Annotated in this window: 24 protein-coding genes; 7 read left to right on the top strand and 17 right to left on the bottom strand. The window is 46.8% G+C overall.

What is annotated here, in order from left to right; translation table 11 throughout:
• Nucleotides 1–9: 9 nt before the first annotated feature.
• On the bottom strand, nucleotides 10–447 hold the full coding sequence (locus tag NKE59_RS03445) for a GGDEF domain-containing protein (RefSeq protein ID WP_353439896.1): 438 nt from the start codon (nucleotides 445–447) through the stop codon (nucleotides 10–12).
• A complete protein-coding gene (locus NKE59_RS03440) occupies nucleotides 443–1,048 on the bottom strand; it encodes a nucleotidyltransferase family protein (protein ID WP_353439582.1) in 606 nt (201 codons plus the stop codon). The genes NKE59_RS03445 and NKE59_RS03440 overlap by 5 nt, the downstream gene beginning before the upstream one ends.
• A gap of 73 nt (nucleotides 1,049–1,121) precedes the next feature.
• Between NKE59_RS03440 and NKE59_RS03435 the strand changes: the two genes are divergently transcribed.
• Nucleotides 1,122–2,069 (top strand): XdhC family protein, encoded by a 948-nt coding sequence (locus tag NKE59_RS03435; RefSeq protein ID WP_353439580.1) that lies wholly within the window; start codon nucleotides 1,122–1,124, stop codon nucleotides 2,067–2,069.
• Here the strand turns inward: NKE59_RS03435 and soxA are convergent.
• The 6 genes from soxA to NKE59_RS03405 are packed head-to-tail and all read right to left on the bottom strand — an operon-like array spanning nucleotide 2,066 to nucleotide 6,701.
• Entirely contained in the window at nucleotides 2,066–2,827 is a 762-nt protein-coding gene (gene soxA / locus NKE59_RS03430) for a sulfur oxidation c-type cytochrome SoxA (RefSeq protein ID WP_353439579.1), read from the bottom strand. The genes NKE59_RS03435 and soxA overlap by 4 nt on opposite strands.
• On the bottom strand, nucleotides 2,824–3,153 hold the full coding sequence (gene soxZ, locus NKE59_RS03425) for a thiosulfate oxidation carrier complex protein SoxZ (protein ID WP_353439578.1): 330 nt from the start codon (nucleotides 3,151–3,153) through the stop codon (nucleotides 2,824–2,826). Before soxZ ends, soxA begins: the two co-directional genes overlap by 4 nt.
• On the bottom strand, nucleotides 3,150–3,593 hold the full coding sequence (locus NKE59_RS03420) for a SoxY-related AACIE arm protein (RefSeq protein WP_353439577.1): 444 nt from the start codon (nucleotides 3,591–3,593) through the stop codon (nucleotides 3,150–3,152). Before NKE59_RS03420 ends, soxZ begins: the two co-directional genes overlap by 4 nt.
• On the bottom strand, nucleotides 3,590–4,027 hold the full coding sequence (gene soxX, locus NKE59_RS03415) for a sulfur oxidation c-type cytochrome SoxX (RefSeq protein WP_353439576.1): 438 nt from the start codon (nucleotides 4,025–4,027) through the stop codon (nucleotides 3,590–3,592). The genes NKE59_RS03420 and soxX overlap by 4 nt, the downstream gene beginning before the upstream one ends.
• A 3-nt stretch (nucleotides 4,028–4,030) precedes the next feature.
• Complete coding sequence (locus NKE59_RS03410; protein ID WP_353439575.1) at nucleotides 4,031–6,241, bottom strand: molybdopterin cofactor-binding domain-containing protein; 2,211 nt, start codon at nucleotides 6,239–6,241, stop codon at nucleotides 4,031–4,033.
• Between the two features lie 10 nt (nucleotides 6,242–6,251).
• A complete protein-coding gene (locus NKE59_RS03405; protein WP_353439574.1) occupies nucleotides 6,252–6,701 on the bottom strand; it encodes a (2Fe-2S)-binding protein in 450 nt (149 codons plus the stop codon).
• A 266-nt stretch (nucleotides 6,702–6,967) separates the two neighbouring features.
• On the opposite strand from NKE59_RS03405, the gene NKE59_RS03400 reads away from it, so the two are divergent.
• From NKE59_RS03400 to NKE59_RS03390, 3 genes are all read left to right on the top strand, one after another.
• Entirely contained in the window at nucleotides 6,968–8,530 is a 1,563-nt protein-coding gene (locus tag NKE59_RS03400; RefSeq protein WP_353439572.1) for a cryptochrome/photolyase family protein, read from the top strand.
• A 413-nt stretch (nucleotides 8,531–8,943) separates the two neighbouring features.
• Nucleotides 8,944–9,852 carry a ChaN family lipoprotein gene (locus NKE59_RS03395; RefSeq protein ID WP_353439570.1) on the top strand — a complete coding sequence of 303 codons (909 nt, stop codon included), beginning with the start codon at nucleotides 8,944–8,946 and terminating at the stop codon, nucleotides 9,850–9,852.
• Nucleotides 9,849–10,448, top strand: a complete 600-nt coding sequence (locus tag NKE59_RS03390; protein WP_353439569.1) for an MOSC domain-containing protein — start codon at nucleotides 9,849–9,851, stop codon at nucleotides 10,446–10,448. The genes NKE59_RS03395 and NKE59_RS03390 overlap by 4 nt, the downstream gene beginning before the upstream one ends.
• 2 nt (nucleotides 10,449–10,450) lie before the next feature.
• Here the strand turns inward: NKE59_RS03390 and NKE59_RS03385 are convergent, their stop codons facing one another.
• Complete coding sequence (locus NKE59_RS03385; protein ID WP_353439567.1) at nucleotides 10,451–10,870, bottom strand: DUF393 domain-containing protein; 420 nt, start codon at nucleotides 10,868–10,870, stop codon at nucleotides 10,451–10,453.
• 50 nt (nucleotides 10,871–10,920) lie between these two features.
• Here NKE59_RS03385 and NKE59_RS03380 point away from each other — a divergent pair, with 50 nt between their 5' ends.
• Nucleotides 10,921–11,217 carry a hypothetical protein gene (locus NKE59_RS03380; RefSeq protein WP_353439565.1) on the top strand — a complete coding sequence of 99 codons (297 nt, stop codon included), beginning with the start codon at nucleotides 10,921–10,923 and terminating at the stop codon, nucleotides 11,215–11,217.
• Between the two features lie 4 nt (nucleotides 11,218–11,221).
• Here the strand turns inward: NKE59_RS03380 and NKE59_RS03375 are convergent, their stop codons facing one another.
• Genes NKE59_RS03375 through NKE59_RS03345 form a run of 7 tightly spaced genes read right to left on the bottom strand, consistent with a single transcriptional unit; the run spans nucleotide 11,222 to nucleotide 15,292 of the window.
• Nucleotides 11,222–11,824, bottom strand: a complete 603-nt coding sequence (locus tag NKE59_RS03375) for a hypothetical protein (RefSeq protein ID WP_353439564.1) — start codon at nucleotides 11,822–11,824, stop codon at nucleotides 11,222–11,224.
• A gap of 59 nt (nucleotides 11,825–11,883) precedes the next feature.
• Entirely contained in the window at nucleotides 11,884–12,021 is a 138-nt protein-coding gene (locus NKE59_RS03370; protein ID WP_353439563.1) for a hypothetical protein, read from the bottom strand.
• Nucleotides 12,022–12,075: 54 nt separating this feature from the next.
• Nucleotides 12,076–13,134, bottom strand: coding sequence for a selenide, water dikinase SelD (gene selD / locus NKE59_RS03365; RefSeq protein ID WP_353439562.1), 1,059 nt, complete (start codon nucleotides 13,132–13,134; stop codon nucleotides 12,076–12,078).
• Between the two features lie 17 nt (nucleotides 13,135–13,151).
• Nucleotides 13,152–13,946 (bottom strand): hypothetical protein, encoded by a 795-nt coding sequence (locus NKE59_RS03360; protein ID WP_353439561.1) that lies wholly within the window; start codon nucleotides 13,944–13,946, stop codon nucleotides 13,152–13,154.
• Nucleotides 13,947–13,971: 25 nt separating this feature from the next.
• Nucleotides 13,972–14,235: a SemiSWEET transporter gene (locus tag NKE59_RS03355; protein WP_353439560.1), complete on the bottom strand. Its 264-nt coding sequence runs from the start codon at nucleotides 14,233–14,235 to the stop codon at nucleotides 13,972–13,974.
• 36 nt (nucleotides 14,236–14,271) lie between these two features.
• Nucleotides 14,272–14,553 (bottom strand): heavy-metal-associated domain-containing protein, encoded by a 282-nt coding sequence (locus NKE59_RS03350; RefSeq protein ID WP_353439559.1) that lies wholly within the window; start codon nucleotides 14,551–14,553, stop codon nucleotides 14,272–14,274.
• 40 nt (nucleotides 14,554–14,593) lie between these two features.
• On the bottom strand, nucleotides 14,594–15,292 hold the full coding sequence (locus NKE59_RS03345; RefSeq protein ID WP_353439558.1) for a haloacid dehalogenase type II: 699 nt from the start codon (nucleotides 15,290–15,292) through the stop codon (nucleotides 14,594–14,596).
• Nucleotides 15,293–15,380: 88 nt separating this feature from the next.
• Between NKE59_RS03345 and NKE59_RS03340 the strand changes: the two genes are divergently transcribed.
• Nucleotides 15,381–16,526 carry an alpha-hydroxy acid oxidase gene (locus NKE59_RS03340; protein WP_353439556.1) on the top strand — a complete coding sequence of 382 codons (1,146 nt, stop codon included), beginning with the start codon at nucleotides 15,381–15,383 and terminating at the stop codon, nucleotides 16,524–16,526.
• 2 nt (nucleotides 16,527–16,528) lie between these two features.
• On the opposite strand, the gene NKE59_RS03335 is transcribed toward NKE59_RS03340, so the two are convergent.
• Entirely contained in the window at nucleotides 16,529–17,341 is an 813-nt protein-coding gene (locus tag NKE59_RS03335) for an extracellular solute-binding protein (protein WP_353439555.1), read from the bottom strand.
• A 76-nt stretch (nucleotides 17,342–17,417) separates the two neighbouring features.
• Between NKE59_RS03335 and NKE59_RS03330 the strand changes: the two genes are divergently transcribed.
• A complete protein-coding gene (locus NKE59_RS03330) occupies nucleotides 17,418–18,413 on the top strand; it encodes a substrate-binding domain-containing protein (RefSeq protein WP_353439554.1) in 996 nt (331 codons plus the stop codon).
• The last annotated feature ends 4 nt before the right edge of the window (nucleotides 18,414–18,417 follow it).

Raw genomic sequence — 18,417 nt, 5'->3', positions numbered from 1 at the left:
AGCATAGAACTAAGTGGCCTTCCAAACTCTAGTTTGATTGCGCCCCTTTTGTTTTGCCAAATACATAGCAAAATCAGCTTGCTGATAGTATTTGTCGGCTAAGACGGAATGGATCAAATCAATTTCATTCTTAGGATCAAAAATTGCGATGCCATTACTAATCGTAATTTTTATTTTATTTTGATTAGCCAACGCTAGGGTCTTTTGAGATATTTGAGTACGTAAACGCTCGGCAACATCCATCGCCCTACCTTCATCGGTATTTGGCAATATCACCAAAAACTCTTCCCCGCCCACTCGACCCAATAGATCAATATCTCGCAAAATTGACTGGCAGTGGGTCACTAGATTTTTAAGCACAAGGTCGCCCACTAAGTGGCCATATTGATCATTCACATATTTAAAATGGTCGATATCGAACATAATTAATGCAAAGGATTCTTTAATACTCTAGATGCTCTCTCTGAAGATCCTCTAGAGTATCGACATCTGCAATGAATTCAGCTCGATTAGTTTCCAGAAAATGAACTCGGCTAGGATGCAGATCTAGCCATTCGCGACACACTTGTGTAGGCGTATCTAAGATCTCAAGCACTGCTCTACGGCGCATCACAATTGGATTACCACGCTGTCCTTGATAGCATGGCACTAGTGCATCTATTTCGTCCCCTTGCGTCTCAAAAGTATTGAGTAATAACTCTAGTGATGTTTGAGTAATGCTGGGTTGATCGACTAAAGCAATCAGTAGAAGATCAAAATGGGTATCGAGAGACTCCAGTCCTAACCGTACTGACGATCCATGTCCCTCTTCTGCTTGCTGATTGATTACTACCCGTGAATATTGTTTTGCTAGTGGCTCAATCCCATCTGCATAAAACCCCAAGACGCTGATCGATTCGATGGCATTTAATGAGGATGCCTCTTGCCAAAAGCGCTGGATCAAGGGTATGCCATCTTTTTTTAGGAGCGCCTTCGCAATGTTTCCCAAGCGACTGCCTTGCCCAGCCGCCAGAAGAAGTATTGCGAGTTTTGTTTGCTTTGCGTTCATGATTACTGAGTTTGGTATGACGATCTCTAATGACTCTACAATAGCATTGAGCAATAGCACTGAGCTAATTTCCATGAATAGTACAGATTACATCGTCCTCAAAACTGCCCTAGCGTGGTTACACGAAGGCAAGCGCATGGCCATCGCGACGGTGGTCCAAACCTGGGGCTCCTCCCCGCGGCCTGTTGGTTCATGGCTTGCGATTCGGGAGGATGGACAAGTGGTTGGCTCGGTATCTGGTGGATGCGTGGAGGATGATTTAATCCGGCGGGTACAGACTGAGATCTTGACGCGCAATACCCCTGAACTCGTGGTGTATGGCGTTAGCAAAGAGGAAGCGGCTCGCTTTGGTTTGCCCTGTGGTGGCACAATACGCTTATTGGTTGAGCCCAGACCAGAGCAAGGTATTTTAGACAGCATTCTCGAGAAGATTGAAAGCCATCAGATCATATTACGACGGGTTAATCTTGGTTCAGGTAAATCCACCCTTCACCTGGGAACCAGAGAAGATGGTTTCTCGCTAAGCGAGTCTGAGATGCAAACCTCCTACGGACCCCGTTGGCGTATGTTCGTGATTGGCGCAGGACAACTCTCTTTATATGTTGCTAATTTTGCTCTAGCGGCAGACTTTGATGTAGTGGTCATTGACCCCCGTGAGGAATACACCGAGGGTCTTAGCCAAGAAGGTATCCAGTTCATCAAAGGCATGCCCGATGATGTGATGCAAGAATTAGGGATTGACTCCCACACTGCGATTGTGGCTCTCACGCACGACCCCAAGATTGATGATCTTGCCCTGATCGACGCCCTGCAATCAAAAGCCTTCTATATTGGAGCGCTAGGCAGTTACACCAACACCGTCAAGCGTAAAGAGCGTCTGCGGGAGTTCAATTTATCGACCGAGCAACTCGATCGTTTGCATGGGCCTGTGGGTTTATCCATTGGCGCCCTAACGCCTCCAGAGATTGCGGTCTCGGTAATGGCCGAAGTGATTGCAGTCAAGTACGGCAAGCAAACCTAAGGTCTGATTGCTGGGCTTTCAATCCGCATACCATTTGCACGACGCATTAGATAAAGCTCGATTTGGGCAAGCTCCACAGAACCATAAGGATATTGTTCTGCCCGCACTCCCGACATACAATTACGTAACCTACGCTGTAAGGAGCCGACGTTCTGCCACTCCAAACGATAGATCGGATACCCAGTAGGATGCGCCTGGGGAATAACGCTACCCGCCAGCTTTAAGCCTGCTCTGTCATCGTGGCACTGCGCACACGATAGATTTAGCTGCCCCATTCTCTGAAAATAAAGAGTTTTACCTTTTTGAAAATCAGCATCTATTGCAGAATCTTTCGAAGCAGCAATACGCAAGCCTCTGGATTGATAGGCAATTAGAGTGCTTAGCGCTAGTAATGGCTTAGACTCATACGCAAAAGTGGGTGATTGTTGGCGAGTGGTACGGCATTGATTAATTTGCCCTTCCAGATTGAGTAATTTACCTTGAACCCGTTTTGGAAAGGTGGCAGAGATACCTTTCATGGATTGCTTCACATCACTATGACAATCACCGCAGGCTTTACTACTGGGATTATTACGATCGATCCAAAGAGCCTCGCCGTCCATGATCCAAAACATGGCTGGATTTAAGCTCATATCATTTTGCATCGCCTGATTAGTGGGCGACATCAATGCATAAGCTGATACCCTAGAATCAGCCTGTAAGAAAGGTGTGCTTGTCAGCAATAAACCCAATAAGGCACATTGCCCTAGCAATCTCATAAAACAGTAATGGCCTGTTTTACGATCGTGAGGTAATCGCTATCGCCCGTCCACTTAAACTCGAGAGTTCCGGATTGGTCTGCTTTGGCATAGAAAATAAAGAGTGGGTTCGAACCGACGCCCGGATGAAGGTCAGCCTTAAATACTTCTTTGCCGTTATAGGTACAAACAAACTCCCGAATAATGTCGCGGGGCACGCGAACACCCTGCTCGGTATGCCGAAAGCCCGACTCCATCTCATGCTGCACAATGGCGCGGATTGAAAATACCTCACCCCGTTTTGCTGTTTTGGGAAGCGTAACGACTGCTCGAGAGGAACGACTCATATCATCTCCGTACAGGCAGAGAGAGTTACCACCGTATCAACGCTGGTGCGCCAAAATGAGCCATCGCTCATTTGTGCCAAAGCCCATACCTTTTGGGAGTCAGCCAAACGAATCCGCGTGCTTGCTTCCGCCTTACCCGATAGGGGTGTGAAATAACAACTCACCACGTTTGGTAATGGATTAGCCTCGGCGATGATGTGTATGGCTTTTACGTAATCGTTTTGCGTCATTGGGCTTTGTACAGAAAACTTAATCGCCACTAAATTACCGTTCTCGACAAGGGGCGGTAACTCAAAATAGATACGCCCCGTGTTTACAGGACGATTGCCGACAATCGCTTTCATCGCTTGCATTGCATCGCTTGGGGTCGCGCTAGCGCTCTGCCATGGGCTTAATGTAAGCGCAGTCAATGAGGTAATAAATACACGACGCTGGTTCATGGTGTTTTGATGGTTAACAAATAGGCAATGACATCTTCAATTTCTTGGGCACTCAATACGGTCTTACCAGCAAATTGAGGGGCAACGCGCTGGAGATGATCGATTCTAAAGTAGGAAGGCATGATCGTGTTGGCACTGGTTTTAGAAGGGTCTACTAAGCGAGCGCGCAGTTGTGCGGCCGATAGATTAGCAACGCTGAGTTTTAACTCTGGGGCTAAGTTACCTTGAAAACGTTCTTCTGGAAACGGGCCGGCATGGCACAAGATGCATAAGCCGGTCTGCCGACTGGTCACAAGTGTGCGGCCCTTGATGGGGTCTCCAGGTTTACCGCTTAATGAATTTGGGATGGCATCGCCATCCCAAATGATTTGCGCCTGAGAGCTTGTGGGAAGCGCTAGCAGCGCACTAATCGCTAGCGCAATCCCAAACCGCATACCTTAGACGAGCGTAATACCGCTGTTCTTTAGAGGTACTGTGCGGATCCGCTTACCCGTTGCTCGGTAAAAGGCGTTTAAAACGGCAGGTGCCGCTACTGAAATAGTAGGTTCACCAATACCGCCCCACTCCTTGCCACCACCCTGAATAATGATGGTCTCTACTTTAGGCATCTGTTTTAAGCGAATCGATCCAAAGGTATCGAAGTTGGTCTGCTCAATCCGACCATTCTTGACCGTGCACTCTTCCTCGAATAAGGCAGATAAGCCATATACAAACGAGCCGGAGACTTGACGCTCAATTTGGGCAGGATTAACTGCGTATCCAGGATCGGTTGCTGCAACGATGCGATGAATCTTGACCTTGTTGCCATCGGTGACCGATAGCTCACAGGCAGCAGCTACGAAACTACCAAAGGATTTTTGCTGTGCAATCCCACGGAATACCCCGGCGGGTGCTGGCTTGGTCCAACCAATCCGATCGGCTACTGCATTAAGCACCGCTAGATTACGTGGATAGTTCGCAGAGTACTTGCGACGGAACTCGACTGGATCGACTCCAGCGTATTCTGCCAACTCATCCATAAAGCATTCCATGAACACCGCATTTTGGTTAATGTTCACGCCCCGCCAAAATCCTGGAGGTACGTGCGTATTGCGCATCGCGTGATCGATCATCAGGTTCGGGAAGTCATAGCTAATACCATGCTCGCCGCCCTTCGCAACGCCTTGGAATACCAATGGGTCCATACCCTTGTTTTGCGCAACCACTGCAGGGCGCACGGAGGTCAAGATCGATTGACCCGATAAACGCATATGAACACCCGTCAGGTTTTTCTTGCTATCAAAGCTAGCGCTCATTTTGCACATCATGATGGGATGATAGCGACCTTGGGTCATATCTTCTTCACGAGTCCAAATCAACTTGATCGGTGTGCCTGGCATTTGCTTGGCGATATTGACCACCTGGGTGGTGTAGTCCTGGAAAGCACCGCGACGACCAAAGCCACCGCCTAGATTTACCTTAATGACATCACACTTATCAGCGGTTAAGCCCGAGGCAGCAATCACCGCGGCCAAAGAGGCTTCACCGTCTTGAGTTGGTACCCAAGCACGGCAACTGTCTGGGGTCCATACCGCTGTTGCGTTCATTGGCTCCATTGGTGCATGGTTTAAGAACGGATAGAAGAACTGCGCTTCAATCGTTTTAGAAGAGTCTGCAGCGACCTTCTTGTAATCACCGTTCGCATTACCTACAAAGGTTTGCTCTGCTTTTAAGCCTTCTTCTAAACGCTTCAGAATATCGGCTTGTTGCACATTTGCATTAGGACCTTCATCCCATACGATTGGCAAACGATCCATCGCTGTTTTTGCTTGCCAAAATGTGTCAGCAATCACGGCAACCGCTGAATCACCAACCTGCACAACCTTTTTGACACCCTTCATGCCAGCTACTTTGCTAGCATCAAAGCTTTTGAGCTTGCCACCAAATACGGGGCTGTCCTTAATGGTTGCGTTCAGCATGCCGGGCATCTTGAGGTCGATCGCATAGACCTGCTTACCGGTGACCTTATCAGCCAAACTATCCAAGCGATCCATCGGCTTACCGATCACCTTCCAACGCTTCGGATCTTTTAGTTCAATACCCTTTGCATCGGGTACGGGTAACTTAGCAGCTGCGGCTGCAACCTTGCCAAAGCTAACGGAGCGACCACTAGCCTGATGTGTAATGATGCTATTGACTGCCAAGCATTCGACTGCAGGAACACCCCACTGATTAGCAGCAGCCTGAACCAACATGATACGGGCAGCCGCACCGCCCTTGCGCACATAGTCTTCTGAGGTACGAATACCGCGGCTACCGCCGGTGGAGAATGATCCCCAAACACCCTTGCGTTTTAGGCTCTCACCTGGTGTTGGGTAATCGATGGTAATTTTTTTCCAATCACACTCTAGCTCTTCAGCAACCAATTGGGCTAAGCCAGTAATAGTGCCCTGGCCCATCTCGGAGCGAACAACCCGAATCACAACGGTGTCGTTTGGCTGAATTACAACCCAAACACCAATCTCAGGGGCGCTGGCTTTATCAGCAGCTTGTGCATGAGCAGTTCCAATGACGCCGGGAAACTCTAGACCAATGGCTAAGCCCGTTGTAATTGCAGATGTGCCAACAATAAATTGGCGACGGGATAAATTAGGTACGCGTGCATTCATGATTTTCTCCTTATGCCTTCGCTGCTGCATGGATTGCGGCACGCACTTCTTGGAAGGTTCCACAACGGCAGATATTGGTCACGGCAGCATCAATATCGGCATCGCTGGGCTTGGGATTTTTTCTGAGCAAGGCAGTAGCAGCCATAATCATGCCGGTTTGGCAGTAGCCGCATTGCGGTGCCTGTTTATCAACCCATGCTTGCTGTAATTTATTTAATTTGCCACCAACGGAGAGGCTCTCAACGGTTTCAATTTTCTTACCCTCAGCTGCGCTGACTGGCAAAGCACATGAACGAATTGCTGCTCCATCGAGCAATACTGTGCAGGAGCCACATTGCGCAATACCGCAACCGTATTTAGTACCTGTTAAGCCAACTTGCTCACGAATCGCCCAAAGTAAGGGGGTATTTGGATCTACATCTACAGTTCGTACTTTTCCATTGATGGTCAACTTTGCCATTAGGATCTCCTCATTGATGATTATTTTTAGTTCAGACTTTCAACAGTCTTTTTAATAAAAAGCCTCGTTAATCATAAACGAATTACCCCAAAGAGCACTCGGGTTTTTGCCTAATTCGAGCGTCGCCACGTGCGCCCCAAGACTTCTTTGGTATGAGTCAGAAAGTCATTGAATTTATTAGCTATTTTCTGCACATCCCAATTTATGGAGAGCTACACACTTTCTTGACTTCCTCGATAATGAGATAAATCATTTATATAAACTCAATGCCTAAGCCCACCTCTACCCGCCACCTGATTGTGGTGCTTGGCGACCAACTCAATGCAGATTCCAGCGCCTTTACTGGCTTTGATCCCAAGCGTGATTGCGTTTGGATGGCCGAGGTTCATCAGGAATCTACGCATATTTGGTCCTCCAAGCAGCGGATTGCACTATTTATTAGTGCCATGCGGCATTTTGCTAAACAACTGGAGGAGGCTAAGGTCCCCTTGCACTACAGCGCCTTGGAAGATTCTGACAACACTCAATCGCTTGACGGTGAGTTACTTCGTGCCATCAAGACCCTCAGACCACAAACTCTCATCATGACCGCTCCTGGTGACTGGCGCGTACTTGAGAAGATTAAAGGCGTTGCCAAACAGACGAACACACCGATAGAGATTCGGGAGGATGAGTATTTCTTTTCCACCGTTCGTGACTTTGCCCAACATCGCAAAGGCCGTAAGCAAATCCGCCTAGAGTATTGGTATCGGGAGTTGCGTAAGAAACATACCATCTTGATGGAGGGCGATCAACCCGTTGGCGGCGAATGGAACTACGACCACGATAATCGTAGCGCCTTTAGTAAAGCAGGTCCTCCACCCATCCCCGCACCACTTCGATTTAAACCCGATGCAATCAGCAGCGCAGTTATTCAGTTAGTAAACCAACGCTTTGCTGATCATCCTGGAGAACTAGCACCCACCAGCGAAGGATTTGGGTGGCCTGTAAAGCGTGCTGATGCACTCTTAGTGCTCGCTGATTTTATGAAGAATCGTTTGCCACTGTATGGTCAGTTTCAAGATGCGATGTGGACTAACGAAACGTGGTTATTTCATGCGCATATTGCTAGCTCCCTCAATCTGAAGTTGCTCTCTGCCCAAGAGGTGGTTGCTGCAGCCCAAATAGAGTTCACAAAGGGCCGGGCTCCGATCACGGCAGTAGAGGGCTTCATTCGACAAATATTAGGTTGGCGTGAATACGTCCGCGGTATTTATTGGACCCAGATGCCTAGCTATCTTGAGCAAAATGCACTCAATGCAAGCGCCCCACTTCCAGCATTCTTTTGGGATGGCAAGACTACGATGCAATGCCTGCAACAAACCATTACACAAAGTTTGAGTACAGGATACGCACACCATATCCAGCGCTTAATGGTCACTGGTTTGTACACCCTTCTACTAGGGGTCAATCCCAAAGAGGTACATGCTTGGTATTTAAGTATGTATGTCGATGCTGTCGAGTGGGTTGAACTTCCAAACGTCATCGGTATGAGTCAATTTGCAGATGGCGGTCTCATGGCCAGTAAGCCCTATATCGCAACCGGTAAGTACATTGATCGCATGAGTAATTACTGCAAGACCTGTATTTACAAGCCTGATCAATCCCATGGCAAGGATGCCTGTCCAATGACGACCCTCTATTGGGATTTTTTGATGCGTCATGAGTCAAGCATGAGCAAGAACCCCCGCATGGTATTACAAGTACGTAATCTCAACCGTATGACCGATGAGACAAAGCAAGCAATCCAGTCTCAAGCCAAACAACACCGCACGGCATTAATAAGCTAGTAAAGATACGAGTTTGTAGCGTCCGTCACTGCTCATGAGCTTGAGCGTGTACTCTTCAACGAAAACTGCATCACTTAATTTTGGAAAATAGAATTCGTGCGACTTGCCGCGAGGCTCATCGGCGACAAACACCAATTCCTTTGCTGTATCAATTTTTGTTATTCGGTACATAAATACAAATCAACTCAGTAAATCACTGCGATGCGTTGATCAGAGATTATTATTAATATTAGTATTTGTTTCTCAAAATTACTCTTTAAGCTACATCTGCTACTGTTTCATATTTAGAGAATTAAAGCAATCGGGCACTCCACCTAAGCCGCAAATTAGATAAGAGCGTTGGAACTATCTCAATTAAGTACCAAAATACAAGGATCGGCTAAGCCATTAACACCCAATCATGACTATTTTTAATGAATACCATTAAGAGAACCTATTTAATAGCTACGCTGGTATTTTTACTCAACGGCATAGTTGGTTCTGTTGCGCACAGTCAGACATCGGCTGGCAAAGTAGATCCTCAGCGTCCTATCCTAGATACTCGAACACAGAAGACTCTCTCAGTGGCGGAATTGATTCAGAAACTGGATCGAGTGGATTACATATTGCTGGGAGAGTTTCATGACAACCCCAGTCATCACCAATTACGCGGTGAGTTCATTCTGCGACTTAACAAACCTAAGCAAGCGGTGATTGTGGAATATCTACTTGCCGGTAAAGAAGTTCGGTTTACAGATTCCACCCAAGACTCTCTGCATGCAGCCGGCTTTAACAGTAAGGCTTGGCCCTGGTCAATCTACAGCCCTCTTTTTGAGCAATTACGTATTAGTCAACGACCAATCTTTGGAAGCAATCTAGATCGCTCGATTTCGAAGGCCATTTTCTCAGGAGAGCCTAATCCGCTTCCTGTGCAGTTCAAGACCGACTACCAAAAAAGCACGTTATCCGGATCAGCAATGTCTGCACTGGAGCAAGATCTCATTGATGGCCACTGTGGCAAATTACCGCCCACCTATTTAAAACCCATGATGATCGTTCAGCGCTTAACGGATATTTCGATGGCACAGGCTTTACTCGAGCGCCCCTCTGGAATTCTTTTGGCTGGCAATGGGCATATTCGTAAGGATTACGGAGTGCCCCAGGTTCTCAAGGCGATTGCTCCTCATCGATCGGTGGTCAATATTGCCTTTATAGAAGATGATGGTCTTGACTCAAAGAATCTTGCCAAGGATCGAGATCGCTATGATTACGTTTGGCTAAGCAAGCCCATTGAGCGCAAGGATCCCTGTGCAGATCTACATTTTAGTAAGCCCAGTAAATGATGCCTCGTATTGAAACTATCTCAGCCGGTCTCGTCGCTCCACTTTGGGTCCGCGAGGATCATGAATTACGCTCAGTCATGTCGGGCATCAAGAAATCTCCTATCAGCACTCTTGCAAAGCCTTGTCCCATTGAAATTACCGCAAGTGGTATTGCAAGTGATGAGCAAGCTGATCATCTGGCCCATGGTGGTATTGAAAAAGCTCTATACGCCTACCCCATTGAGCACTATCCTCACTGGACTAATTATCTTAGCGAGGCTAAGAAGACCGCAATGGACCTCCCGCACGGCTATTTTGGTGAGAACCTCACAATTAGTGGCTTACTAGAAGATTCTGTATTTGTTGGTGATCGTTGGCAAATGGGTGGTGTTGAATGCGTGGTGGTGAAGTTAAGGACCCCCTACTATAAGTTCACTGCTCGAACAGGGGTTAGCACCGTTGGCAAAGAAATGATCCGCACTGCTCGAAGTGGTTGGTATCTTCGCGTCTTGCAACTTGGATCGATTTGTCCGGGTGATGCCATTACAGTGATTCCAGGACCTCGAGAAACGAGCATCTTAGAACAGAATCAGGCATTACTCAAAAGCCAATCCTAAGATTAAATTGAAGTTGATTTTGAATGGCTTACTCGTTTTGCCAGTCGCAGAAAGAATGGTCCGATCAGTCCGGAGATCGTATGCCGATATTTTGCAAAGAATCGATACGAGAGGTTCCAGATCGGTCTTAATAAAGGTTGCGAGAACAACCAAGCCAATACAGGTAGGTTAGCGCGACGATAGGCTTCTGCAAAGACGGGTACTCCATGAATCGCTTCCCGCCCTTCCATTTGTCCATACATCCGTGCGAGTGCTTGTTCGCAACTAACGCCTACTACTTGGGGGTCATACTCTGGGCCATTGATATCCACAAAGCGCAACAATCCCTGCTGATTGCGGGAAGATAGATAAATAATCTCAGCCTGACACAAAGGACAGGCGCCGTCATAAAAAAGAGTTAGGGGTAAGAGCGCATGGCGCATACGTTTTACAGATACACTCGTAAGATGAATAATGATCCATTGTCCCTGAAATGCGCATTCTTTACATTTTGAGTATTGGTATGGCTCTCAGCGCCTGCGGCCAGGCTGACTACAGCACATGGAACTGCTATGCAGATGGCCAACCCGATCAGAAAGTAGTGATGGTTCTTCAAGAATCTACCATGAAGATTGGGGATCAAAAGCTGAGTTACTGTGGCAGTCTAGGTCTAGTAAGTTATTTTGATCGTTCCTGTAAAGCAGAGACTAAAAACTCGATAGCGCAATTGATTCCGAGCCAATCTCTCTTGACCATTGATACAAAGCAATACCGGTGTGAAAAGCTCTAATTATTTATTGGGTACGCTTTAATAGAATCTGTGCGGTCATCCTGCCTGCGAATACAAGATCCATCTCAAGCCCGTCTTGCGATTGTTGGATGCGAACACCATCCTGACTATGGGGTTTGGTCTCCTCGACAGCTAAGAGCTGATTAGGCCATGAGAACTTCATATTAGCGCTCATGGGTAAATAGCCATCAAATAAACGACGCATTAGAGGTCCGGCATTGAGCTGATACATTCCATTCCCTAAAGAATCTAATGCGCGTGATTGCAAATCAATACAAATCGAGCCACCTTTTTGTACCTCGCTTAATGTGACCCGATTGTCACGCACCTCAGCCATTGCAATTCCATCGTGGCTGCGCACCTGAATATCTTTAATTCGGTCTTTATTAAAGAGAATGACGACCTTGCGGATAGGGTCTAATTGCTTATGGCAGGTCTGGATCTCGACCAAGCCAGACTCTAAGCTAGCTTTACTGATCGTCACCTTAGACTCGTAGGTGTACGCGCCAGGATCTGGCCGATTCTTTAAGTAACGGATTTGACCCTCACCCACCACATCGGCATTCTCTAAAGAATTAGCGAGACTCGAGAAAAGAAAAAGGCACACACCGAGGTGTATGCCTATACGATTTCTTGATGAACAGATCACATCAAGACCAAAACAAATTAATATACTTTTTTGCTAAGACGCTGGTCACGCTTCTCAATCATTAACTGCAAAAACCACTCGCCACGCTTCGTGGGGGACTGCATCATATTCTTAATGAATGCCTGAAAGCATGCTGCTAGATTCTGATTACTCATTATCGCTCCCTAGAAATAACTACCTTGATTGTAATTTGTTTGCTGTTTCTTAGTTTAGACCAGGCCAAGGCCCTTGCCAGCAGTAAATCGGCCAATGGTTTTAGCCTGCATAAAGCCAGATTGCTGCAAAAGTTGGATTACTTCCTGCTCGGCCTGCGGAGCACAAGAAATAAGCAAGCCCCCACTCGTTTGCGGATCTGTAATGAGGTTTTGTTGCCATTCCTGCATGGTGGCTGACAGATTGATCTCATGACCATACGCTTGCCAATTACGAGTCGATGCGCCTGTATAGATATCAGCCTTTGCAAGCTCTACCGCCTCGGTGACAAGCGGTATTTGATCCCACCGAAGCTCGGCCCGTAAATGTGCACCGCGGCCCATCTCAAGTAAGTGCCCTGCTAACCCAAAACCGGTCACATCGGTTAAGGCATGAACACCAGTCATCTTGGCTAAGTCCACCCCTGGTTTATTAAGCTGGGTGGTGAGAGCAATCATTTGCTCGTACCCCGATGGTGATAGACGCTCTTTCTTTAAGCCTGCACTAAGGATGCCAACTCCTATTGGTTTACTGACGATGATGCAATCGCCATCCTGCGCGCCGCTATTACGTTTTAAGTTTGTAGGATCAACAATCCCAATGACCACTAGGCCATAGATTGGCTCCACACTATCAATCGAGTGGCCGCCCGCAATCGGAATTCCAGCTAATTGACAGACAGACTCACCCCCTGCGGTTATCTTTTGAATGGTCTCTATCGGTAGGACTTGAATCGGCATTCCCAAGAGAGCAAGTGCAAACAATGGCTGCCCACCCATGGCATACACATCAGAGATCGCATTAGTTGCTGCAATCCGTCCAAAGTCGAAAGGATCATCCACAATTGGCATGAAAAAATCAGTGGTTGCCACAATCGCTTGCCGATCATTGATTTGATAGACAGCCGCATCCTCATTATTTTCAGAGCCTGCCAATAAAGCTTGTGAGATCGTTTTAAAGGGAGAATCCTTCAAGATATCGCTCAAGATACCGGGGGCGATCTTGCAACCGCAACCGCCACCATGGGATAAGGATGTTAGTCGGCCGTTATAGATAGGGGTAGTGGAATTCACCATTTAATCTCAATTTAAAATTACTGTTTTTGGAAGAACTTCTTAATATTGGTAACTGCCTCTTTACCCAACTGCTGGGCACTGTCGCTTACATTTCGTAAGGTATCGGTAGCGACATCAAGATAGGCTGCAACACTTTTTATAGCAGCCTGCTTAACAGCAGGAACAATCGCATTCACAATCTTGCTCACAGCTTCTTGTGTACCAGCACCATTCTTGCCTGTATCGATATCTGTAATATGAATATCGTCTAACTTTAAATTAACCGTTGTACTGACAATGCGAGTATCACGGTACGATAAATTAGCTCCCTCAATATCGAACTTCTTGATCAAAATTCTGGGCTGTTGGCGATCCTTATCCTTCTTACCTTTTGGATCTCCCGCCTGATCCGAGCTCTGGTGCTCTTTGTCAGACCGGGCAACATTATCCTGAAGTGCCGATAAATTATCTGTTTGTTTGGTCTTGATGTAATAGACCATCGGACTATTTAGCAAAATACGATCAATCACTACTGAGTCTAATTTGGATTCTTTGGAATTTAGCGTAATCTGAATCAGGCCTGCTTTAAATGCCGCTGGATCATTAAAGCCGGGGGGATTAGCAATCTCAAGATTTGTGATCGTGGCGGTGGTCTGACGCAAACTAATATTGACCTCCCCAACACTGACCTTAGTACCCAGTGACTCTGATCCATACTGCTCGATCGCAGTCTTTACATACGCATCAATCTTGCCTGAACTGTAATAGGCTACGCCGAGGATGATGGCCGCTAGAACAACAACTGAAATAATGATCATCTTGAGGATTTTCATGGTTAGACTCTAGTAAGCATGTATTTTATTTCCGTACTTCCCGAATCTTCATGAACAGAATACTAAGGGCAAACGCTAGGGTTAAGGCATTGGTCACAATCAGTGGCATGCTATCTATCGCAATGCCGTAGGCTAGCCACAAAGCTACGCCGCTAGCAAACATGGTGTACATCCCCAAGGAAATGCCCGATAGGTCCTTCGTTTTCCAAGACTTTACTGCCTGAACTAAAAAGGAGAATGTCGTTAGGCAGGCAGCTAAGTAGCCAATGATGTCAACATGAAGCACCATGGGATCTTAGCGCATCTAAAAAACTTCTAGCCTACTTTAACTAATTCGACCAATGGCACAACTCACAAACGATTTTGCAGTCGCAATGCCTTTATCGAGTCCGGCCACTGATCCTTTTTCTGGATAGCCCATGCCCAACAACTTCGCCACAACCTGCGGGCGTAAGTTTGCATCAGCTTCCAGAACTACTGCTTTCTGAGCATGGTCGACAATTACACCAGCGACTCCCGTAATCGACATCAAACCCTTCATAATCGTGTTCTCACAACCACCGCACTTCAGGTTCTCAATTTCCACAGTCATTTGGTTTGCCATCATTCTCTCCTTGAGAAAGTAGTTCTATATTCATTGTAGGTCTTTATCGGGTTTTTAGCTGTTTGGCGAGATCCAGAAAATCGGTAGCGTGGTAATCAGTCCAGGTCTCACGATGCAGATCGTTTCTGGCTTGCTTGGGACCAAACTCCAGCGGCCGCTCAATAAATGCTGTTTGCAGACCACAGGCATGGGCAGCTTGGAGATCGTCCTTGTGAGAGGCAACCAACATCACCTCGTTGGGCTCTAGATCAAAGATATTGCAAACCCCTAAATAGGTTTCTGGATCGGGCTTGTAGTGACGAAATACCTCTGCTGACAAGATCAGATCCCAAGGTAAACCCGCTTTCTTGGCCATATTTGCCAAGAGCCCTAAATTACCATTGGAGAGGGTCACGATCGTGTGATCTTGTTTTAAGAGTGTCAGTCCAGAAACGGTATCGGGCCATGGATGCAAGCGGTGCCATACGAGATTCAAATGCCTTTTCTGAGATTCGGTGAGCCTGTCGATACTGAACTCTTTTAAAACTTGGTCGAGGATGATGCGGTGTAAATCATCAATTCGGGTCCATCCCAACTCCCCAGAGCGCACTCTCGCCATGGCAGGTTTATAACCACTGCGCCAGCTACTGGTAAATGAAATGGCATCAATCTCCGGGATAAGGCTAGCAACCTCCGCAGTAATCGAGCCATGCCAATCGACAACCGTCCCAAATACATCAAAAGCTAATACTCTAGGTTTCATATCCAGTAATCCGTCAGAATTAAGCAATAATCCATAATAGACAAAAAATAACTCTTACCTCTATAAATAACCTTGAACTCCATACCCCATGCCTATCATTACCAATATTGAAGACCTGCGCGTTTTACATCAAAAACGTACCCCCAAAATGTTTTATGACTATGCCGACTCCGGTTCGTGGACCGAGTCGACCTATCGCGCCAATGAATCCGATTTTCAGAAGATCAAATTACGGCAACGGGTGGCGGTCAATATGCTCAATCGGACCACCAAAACCAAAATGATTGGCCAAGACGTTGCAATGCCTGTGGCATTGGCGCCCACTGGCTTAACGGGTATGCAGTTCGCCGATGGTGAGATCCTTGCTGCCCAAGCCGCAGAAAAATTTGGGGTGCCATTCTGCTTATCGACCATGAGTATTTGCTCGATTGAAGATGTTGCCGAACGCACTACAAAACCATTTTGGTTCCAGCTCTACGTCATGAAAGACCGTGGCTTTATTGAGCGCTTGATCGAACGAGCCAAAGCAGCCAATTGCTCGGCCCTGGTTCTTACATTAGATCTTCAGATCTTAGGTCAACGCCATAAAGACATTAAGAATGGCTTAAGTGCTCCACCCAAATTAACTATTCCCAACATTTTGAACATGATGACCAAACCACGTTGGTGCATGGGGATGCTACAAACACCCCGTCGCACCTTCCGTAATATTGTTGGTCATGCTACCGGTGTTGGCAACATGTCTTCACTATCTTCATGGACCGCTGAGCAATTTGATCCGGGACTCAATTGGGGAGACGTTGAGTGGATTAAGAAGCTTTGGGGTGGCAAGCTCATTATCAAGGGCATCTTAGATCCTGATGATGCCCGTGCTGCGGCACAATCGGGTGCCGATGCCCTCATTGTGTCGAATCATGGTGGTCGTCAACTTGACGGCGCTGTATCGAGCATCAAAGCACTGCCCGGTATCGTTGATGCAGCGGGCAAGGATATTGAAGTGTGGATGGATGGCGGTATTCGGTCAGGCCAAGATGTCCTCAAAGCGTGGGCTTTGGGTGCCAAGGGAACAATGATTGGTCGCTCCTTTTTATATGGCTTAGGCGCTATGGGTGGCCCTGGTGTTACTAAATGCTTAGAGATTATTCATAGGGAGTTAGATCTCACCATGGCATTTACCGGCCATCGTGATATTCAGGATGTGACGAAAGATATCTTGTACCCGGGGACTTACTAGATTTATTTTGCATTAGGGAAGAAGGACTGCTCACCAGCAACGCGGTAGGATGCGATGCTATCTTGACCTTCTTTGGAGACAATCCAATCAATAAATGCTTGGCCTTCTGCTTTCTTCACCTTTGGGTGCTTCGCAGAACTCACGAGCATCACGCCATATTGATTGAAGAGTTTTGGGTCGCCCTGAACCAGAATGGTGAGATCACCACGGTTCTTGAAGGTCAACCAGGTAGCGCGATCTGACAAGATATATCCATTCATGCCAGATGCAGTATTGAGCGCGGGACCCATTCCAGAACCAGTCTCTTTGTACCAAGGCATATTGGCAGACACTTCTACACCAGCGCCCTTCCAATAACGCAACTCAGCAGCATGGGTGCCACTCTTGTCACCGCGTGATACAAAGCTTGCTTTGCTATCTGCAATTTTCTTGAGAGCCACTTGAATATCTTTCCCACCAGCAACCTTGGCCGGATCGCTCTTAGGTCCAAGAAGTATGAAGTCGTTGTACATCACTTCAATGCGTTTATCAGCAAAACCATCGGCAACGAACTTCTCTTCGGCCACTTTGTCATGAACAAAGACAACGTCGGCGTCACCACGACGACCAATATCAAGAGCTTGACCAGTTCCTACAGCGACCACCTTGACCTGAATCCCTGTTTTTTTCTCAAAGGGAGGCAAGATATGCCCAAAGAGTCCCGACTGTTCAGTCGATGTGGTTGAAGAAAGAACAATACTCTTTTGAGCATAGGCCTGACCTAGAAGGGTGGCTGATAACAAAGATGCTAGAAGTAATTTGTGTAGGATTTTCATGATGGGAATGTGCTTGAGTTAAAACCACGTATCATGCATAAATGATTTGATTTAATCAATATGCAAAAATATTCATATGAAGCTAGTCATCCAACCCACCCTACTCCTTAAAGCCCCTAACTACCATCAGCAAAGTCTTGACCTTAGCCATATTGGCAATCTACTAAAAAGTGTCGAGCAAGGTCGCACCCTTGCGTCTGCTGCCAAAGACCTTAATATTTCGTATCGCACTGTATGGAATGAGCTCAAAGAGGCAGAGCAAGAACTGGGTTGTCGATTTCTGGATCGGGTCAAAGGCCATGGCTCCAAATTAACCCCTGCTGGCAGATTACTGATTCATTCGCTCGATAGACTTGATCTTCAACTATCGGATGAATTGCAACGCCTTGCCGATGATATCGGTACCAAATTAGCCAATCACATCCAAAAGAAGTTCAATACCTTAATTTTTTGCAGCAGTAATGACCCCTTAATTGAATACATTAGCCCCAAGTTTGAGGAGATCACCTTCGAGACCATGGGCTCGGGTCAGGCCTTAGATCGATTGCTAGAAGATAAAGCCAATATTGCAGGTTTTCATATATCGGACCCGCAAGAAATTAAGGGTATCCAGGATCATTTACAACGCCGTGGCCTCGTTGCCATTCCCTTAATGCAACGCATTCAAGGGCTCATTCTTGCAAAGGGCAATCCTTTGAAGATTAAATCGGTACGCGATCTAGCAAGGCCAGAGGTGCGCTTTATCAATCGTCAAAAAGGTGCTGGTACGCGTTTGTTGTTAGACCGACTGATTGAACGCGAAGGACTCAAGACTAGGCAAATTAAGGGCTATGCTCATGAAGAATTTACCCACAATGCCATTGCGACCAGTATTTTGGCTGGGCAAGCGGACGCTGGAATGGGACTGCAATACATTGCTAAAGAATTTAGCCTAAGCTGTATCCCGCTTGAAACAGAGACTTTTTATCTAGCCATGAAGCCTGAGCTCAGAAAAAACAAGACCATTGTTAGTTTTATAAAGAGTATTCAGAACCGCTCGAACAAAACAGCCGGCTATAAAGCATTAACCTAAGTCA

It is taken from the genome of Polynucleobacter sp. UK-FUSCHL-C3, from assembly GCF_040409815.1.
GTDB lineage: Bacteria > Pseudomonadota > Gammaproteobacteria > Burkholderiales > Burkholderiaceae > Polynucleobacter.
The sequence above is the reverse complement of the archived record's forward strand: the minus strand, read 5'-3'. Positions and strand labels throughout refer to the sequence as shown.

Coding starts and splice junctions, on each gene's coding strand:
- NKE59_RS03440 (WP_353439582.1), bottom strand. CDS start 1,048: ATGAACGCAAAGCAAACAAAACTCGCAATACTTCTTCTGGCGGCTGGG.
- NKE59_RS03435 (WP_353439580.1), top strand. CDS start 1,122: ATGAATAGTACAGATTACATCGTCCTCAAAACTGCCCTAGCGTGGTTA.
- soxA (WP_353439579.1), bottom strand. CDS start 2,827: ATGAGATTGCTAGGGCAATGTGCCTTATTGGGTTTATTGCTGACAAGC.
- soxZ (WP_353439578.1), bottom strand. CDS start 3,153: ATGAGTCGTTCCTCTCGAGCAGTCGTTACGCTTCCCAAAACAGCAAAA.
- NKE59_RS03420 (WP_353439577.1), bottom strand. CDS start 3,593: ATGAACCAGCGTCGTGTATTTATTACCTCATTGACTGCGCTTACATTA.
- soxX (WP_353439576.1), bottom strand. CDS start 4,027: ATGCGGTTTGGGATTGCGCTAGCGATTAGTGCGCTGCTAGCGCTTCCC.
- NKE59_RS03410 (WP_353439575.1), bottom strand. CDS start 6,241: ATGAATGCACGCGTACCTAATTTATCCCGTCGCCAATTTATTGTTGGC.
- NKE59_RS03405 (WP_353439574.1), bottom strand. CDS start 6,701: ATGGCAAAGTTGACCATCAATGGAAAAGTACGAACTGTAGATGTAGAT.
- NKE59_RS03400 (WP_353439572.1), top strand. CDS start 6,968: ATGCCTAAGCCCACCTCTACCCGCCACCTGATTGTGGTGCTTGGCGAC.
- NKE59_RS03395 (WP_353439570.1), top strand. CDS start 8,944: ATGAATACCATTAAGAGAACCTATTTAATAGCTACGCTGGTATTTTTA.
- NKE59_RS03390 (WP_353439569.1), top strand. CDS start 9,849: ATGATGCCTCGTATTGAAACTATCTCAGCCGGTCTCGTCGCTCCACTT.
- NKE59_RS03385 (WP_353439567.1), bottom strand. CDS start 10,870: ATGCGCCATGCGCTCTTACCCCTAACTCTTTTTTATGACGGCGCCTGT.
- NKE59_RS03380 (WP_353439565.1), top strand. CDS start 10,921: ATGCGCATTCTTTACATTTTGAGTATTGGTATGGCTCTCAGCGCCTGC.
- NKE59_RS03370 (WP_353439563.1), bottom strand. CDS start 12,021: ATGAGTAATCAGAATCTAGCAGCATGCTTTCAGGCATTCATTAAGAAT.
- selD (WP_353439562.1), bottom strand. CDS start 13,134: ATGGTGAATTCCACTACCCCTATCTATAACGGCCGACTAACATCCTTA.
- NKE59_RS03360 (WP_353439561.1), bottom strand. CDS start 13,946: ATGAAAATCCTCAAGATGATCATTATTTCAGTTGTTGTTCTAGCGGCC.
- NKE59_RS03355 (WP_353439560.1), bottom strand. CDS start 14,235: ATGGTGCTTCATGTTGACATCATTGGCTACTTAGCTGCCTGCCTAACG.
- NKE59_RS03350 (WP_353439559.1), bottom strand. CDS start 14,553: ATGATGGCAAACCAAATGACTGTGGAAATTGAGAACCTGAAGTGCGGT.
- NKE59_RS03345 (WP_353439558.1), bottom strand. CDS start 15,292: ATGAAACCTAGAGTATTAGCTTTTGATGTATTTGGGACGGTTGTCGAT.
- NKE59_RS03340 (WP_353439556.1), top strand. CDS start 15,381: ATGCCTATCATTACCAATATTGAAGACCTGCGCGTTTTACATCAAAAA.
- NKE59_RS03335 (WP_353439555.1), bottom strand. CDS start 17,341: ATGAAAATCCTACACAAATTACTTCTAGCATCTTTGTTATCAGCCACC.
- NKE59_RS03330 (WP_353439554.1), top strand. CDS start 17,418: ATGAAGCTAGTCATCCAACCCACCCTACTCCTTAAAGCCCCTAACTAC.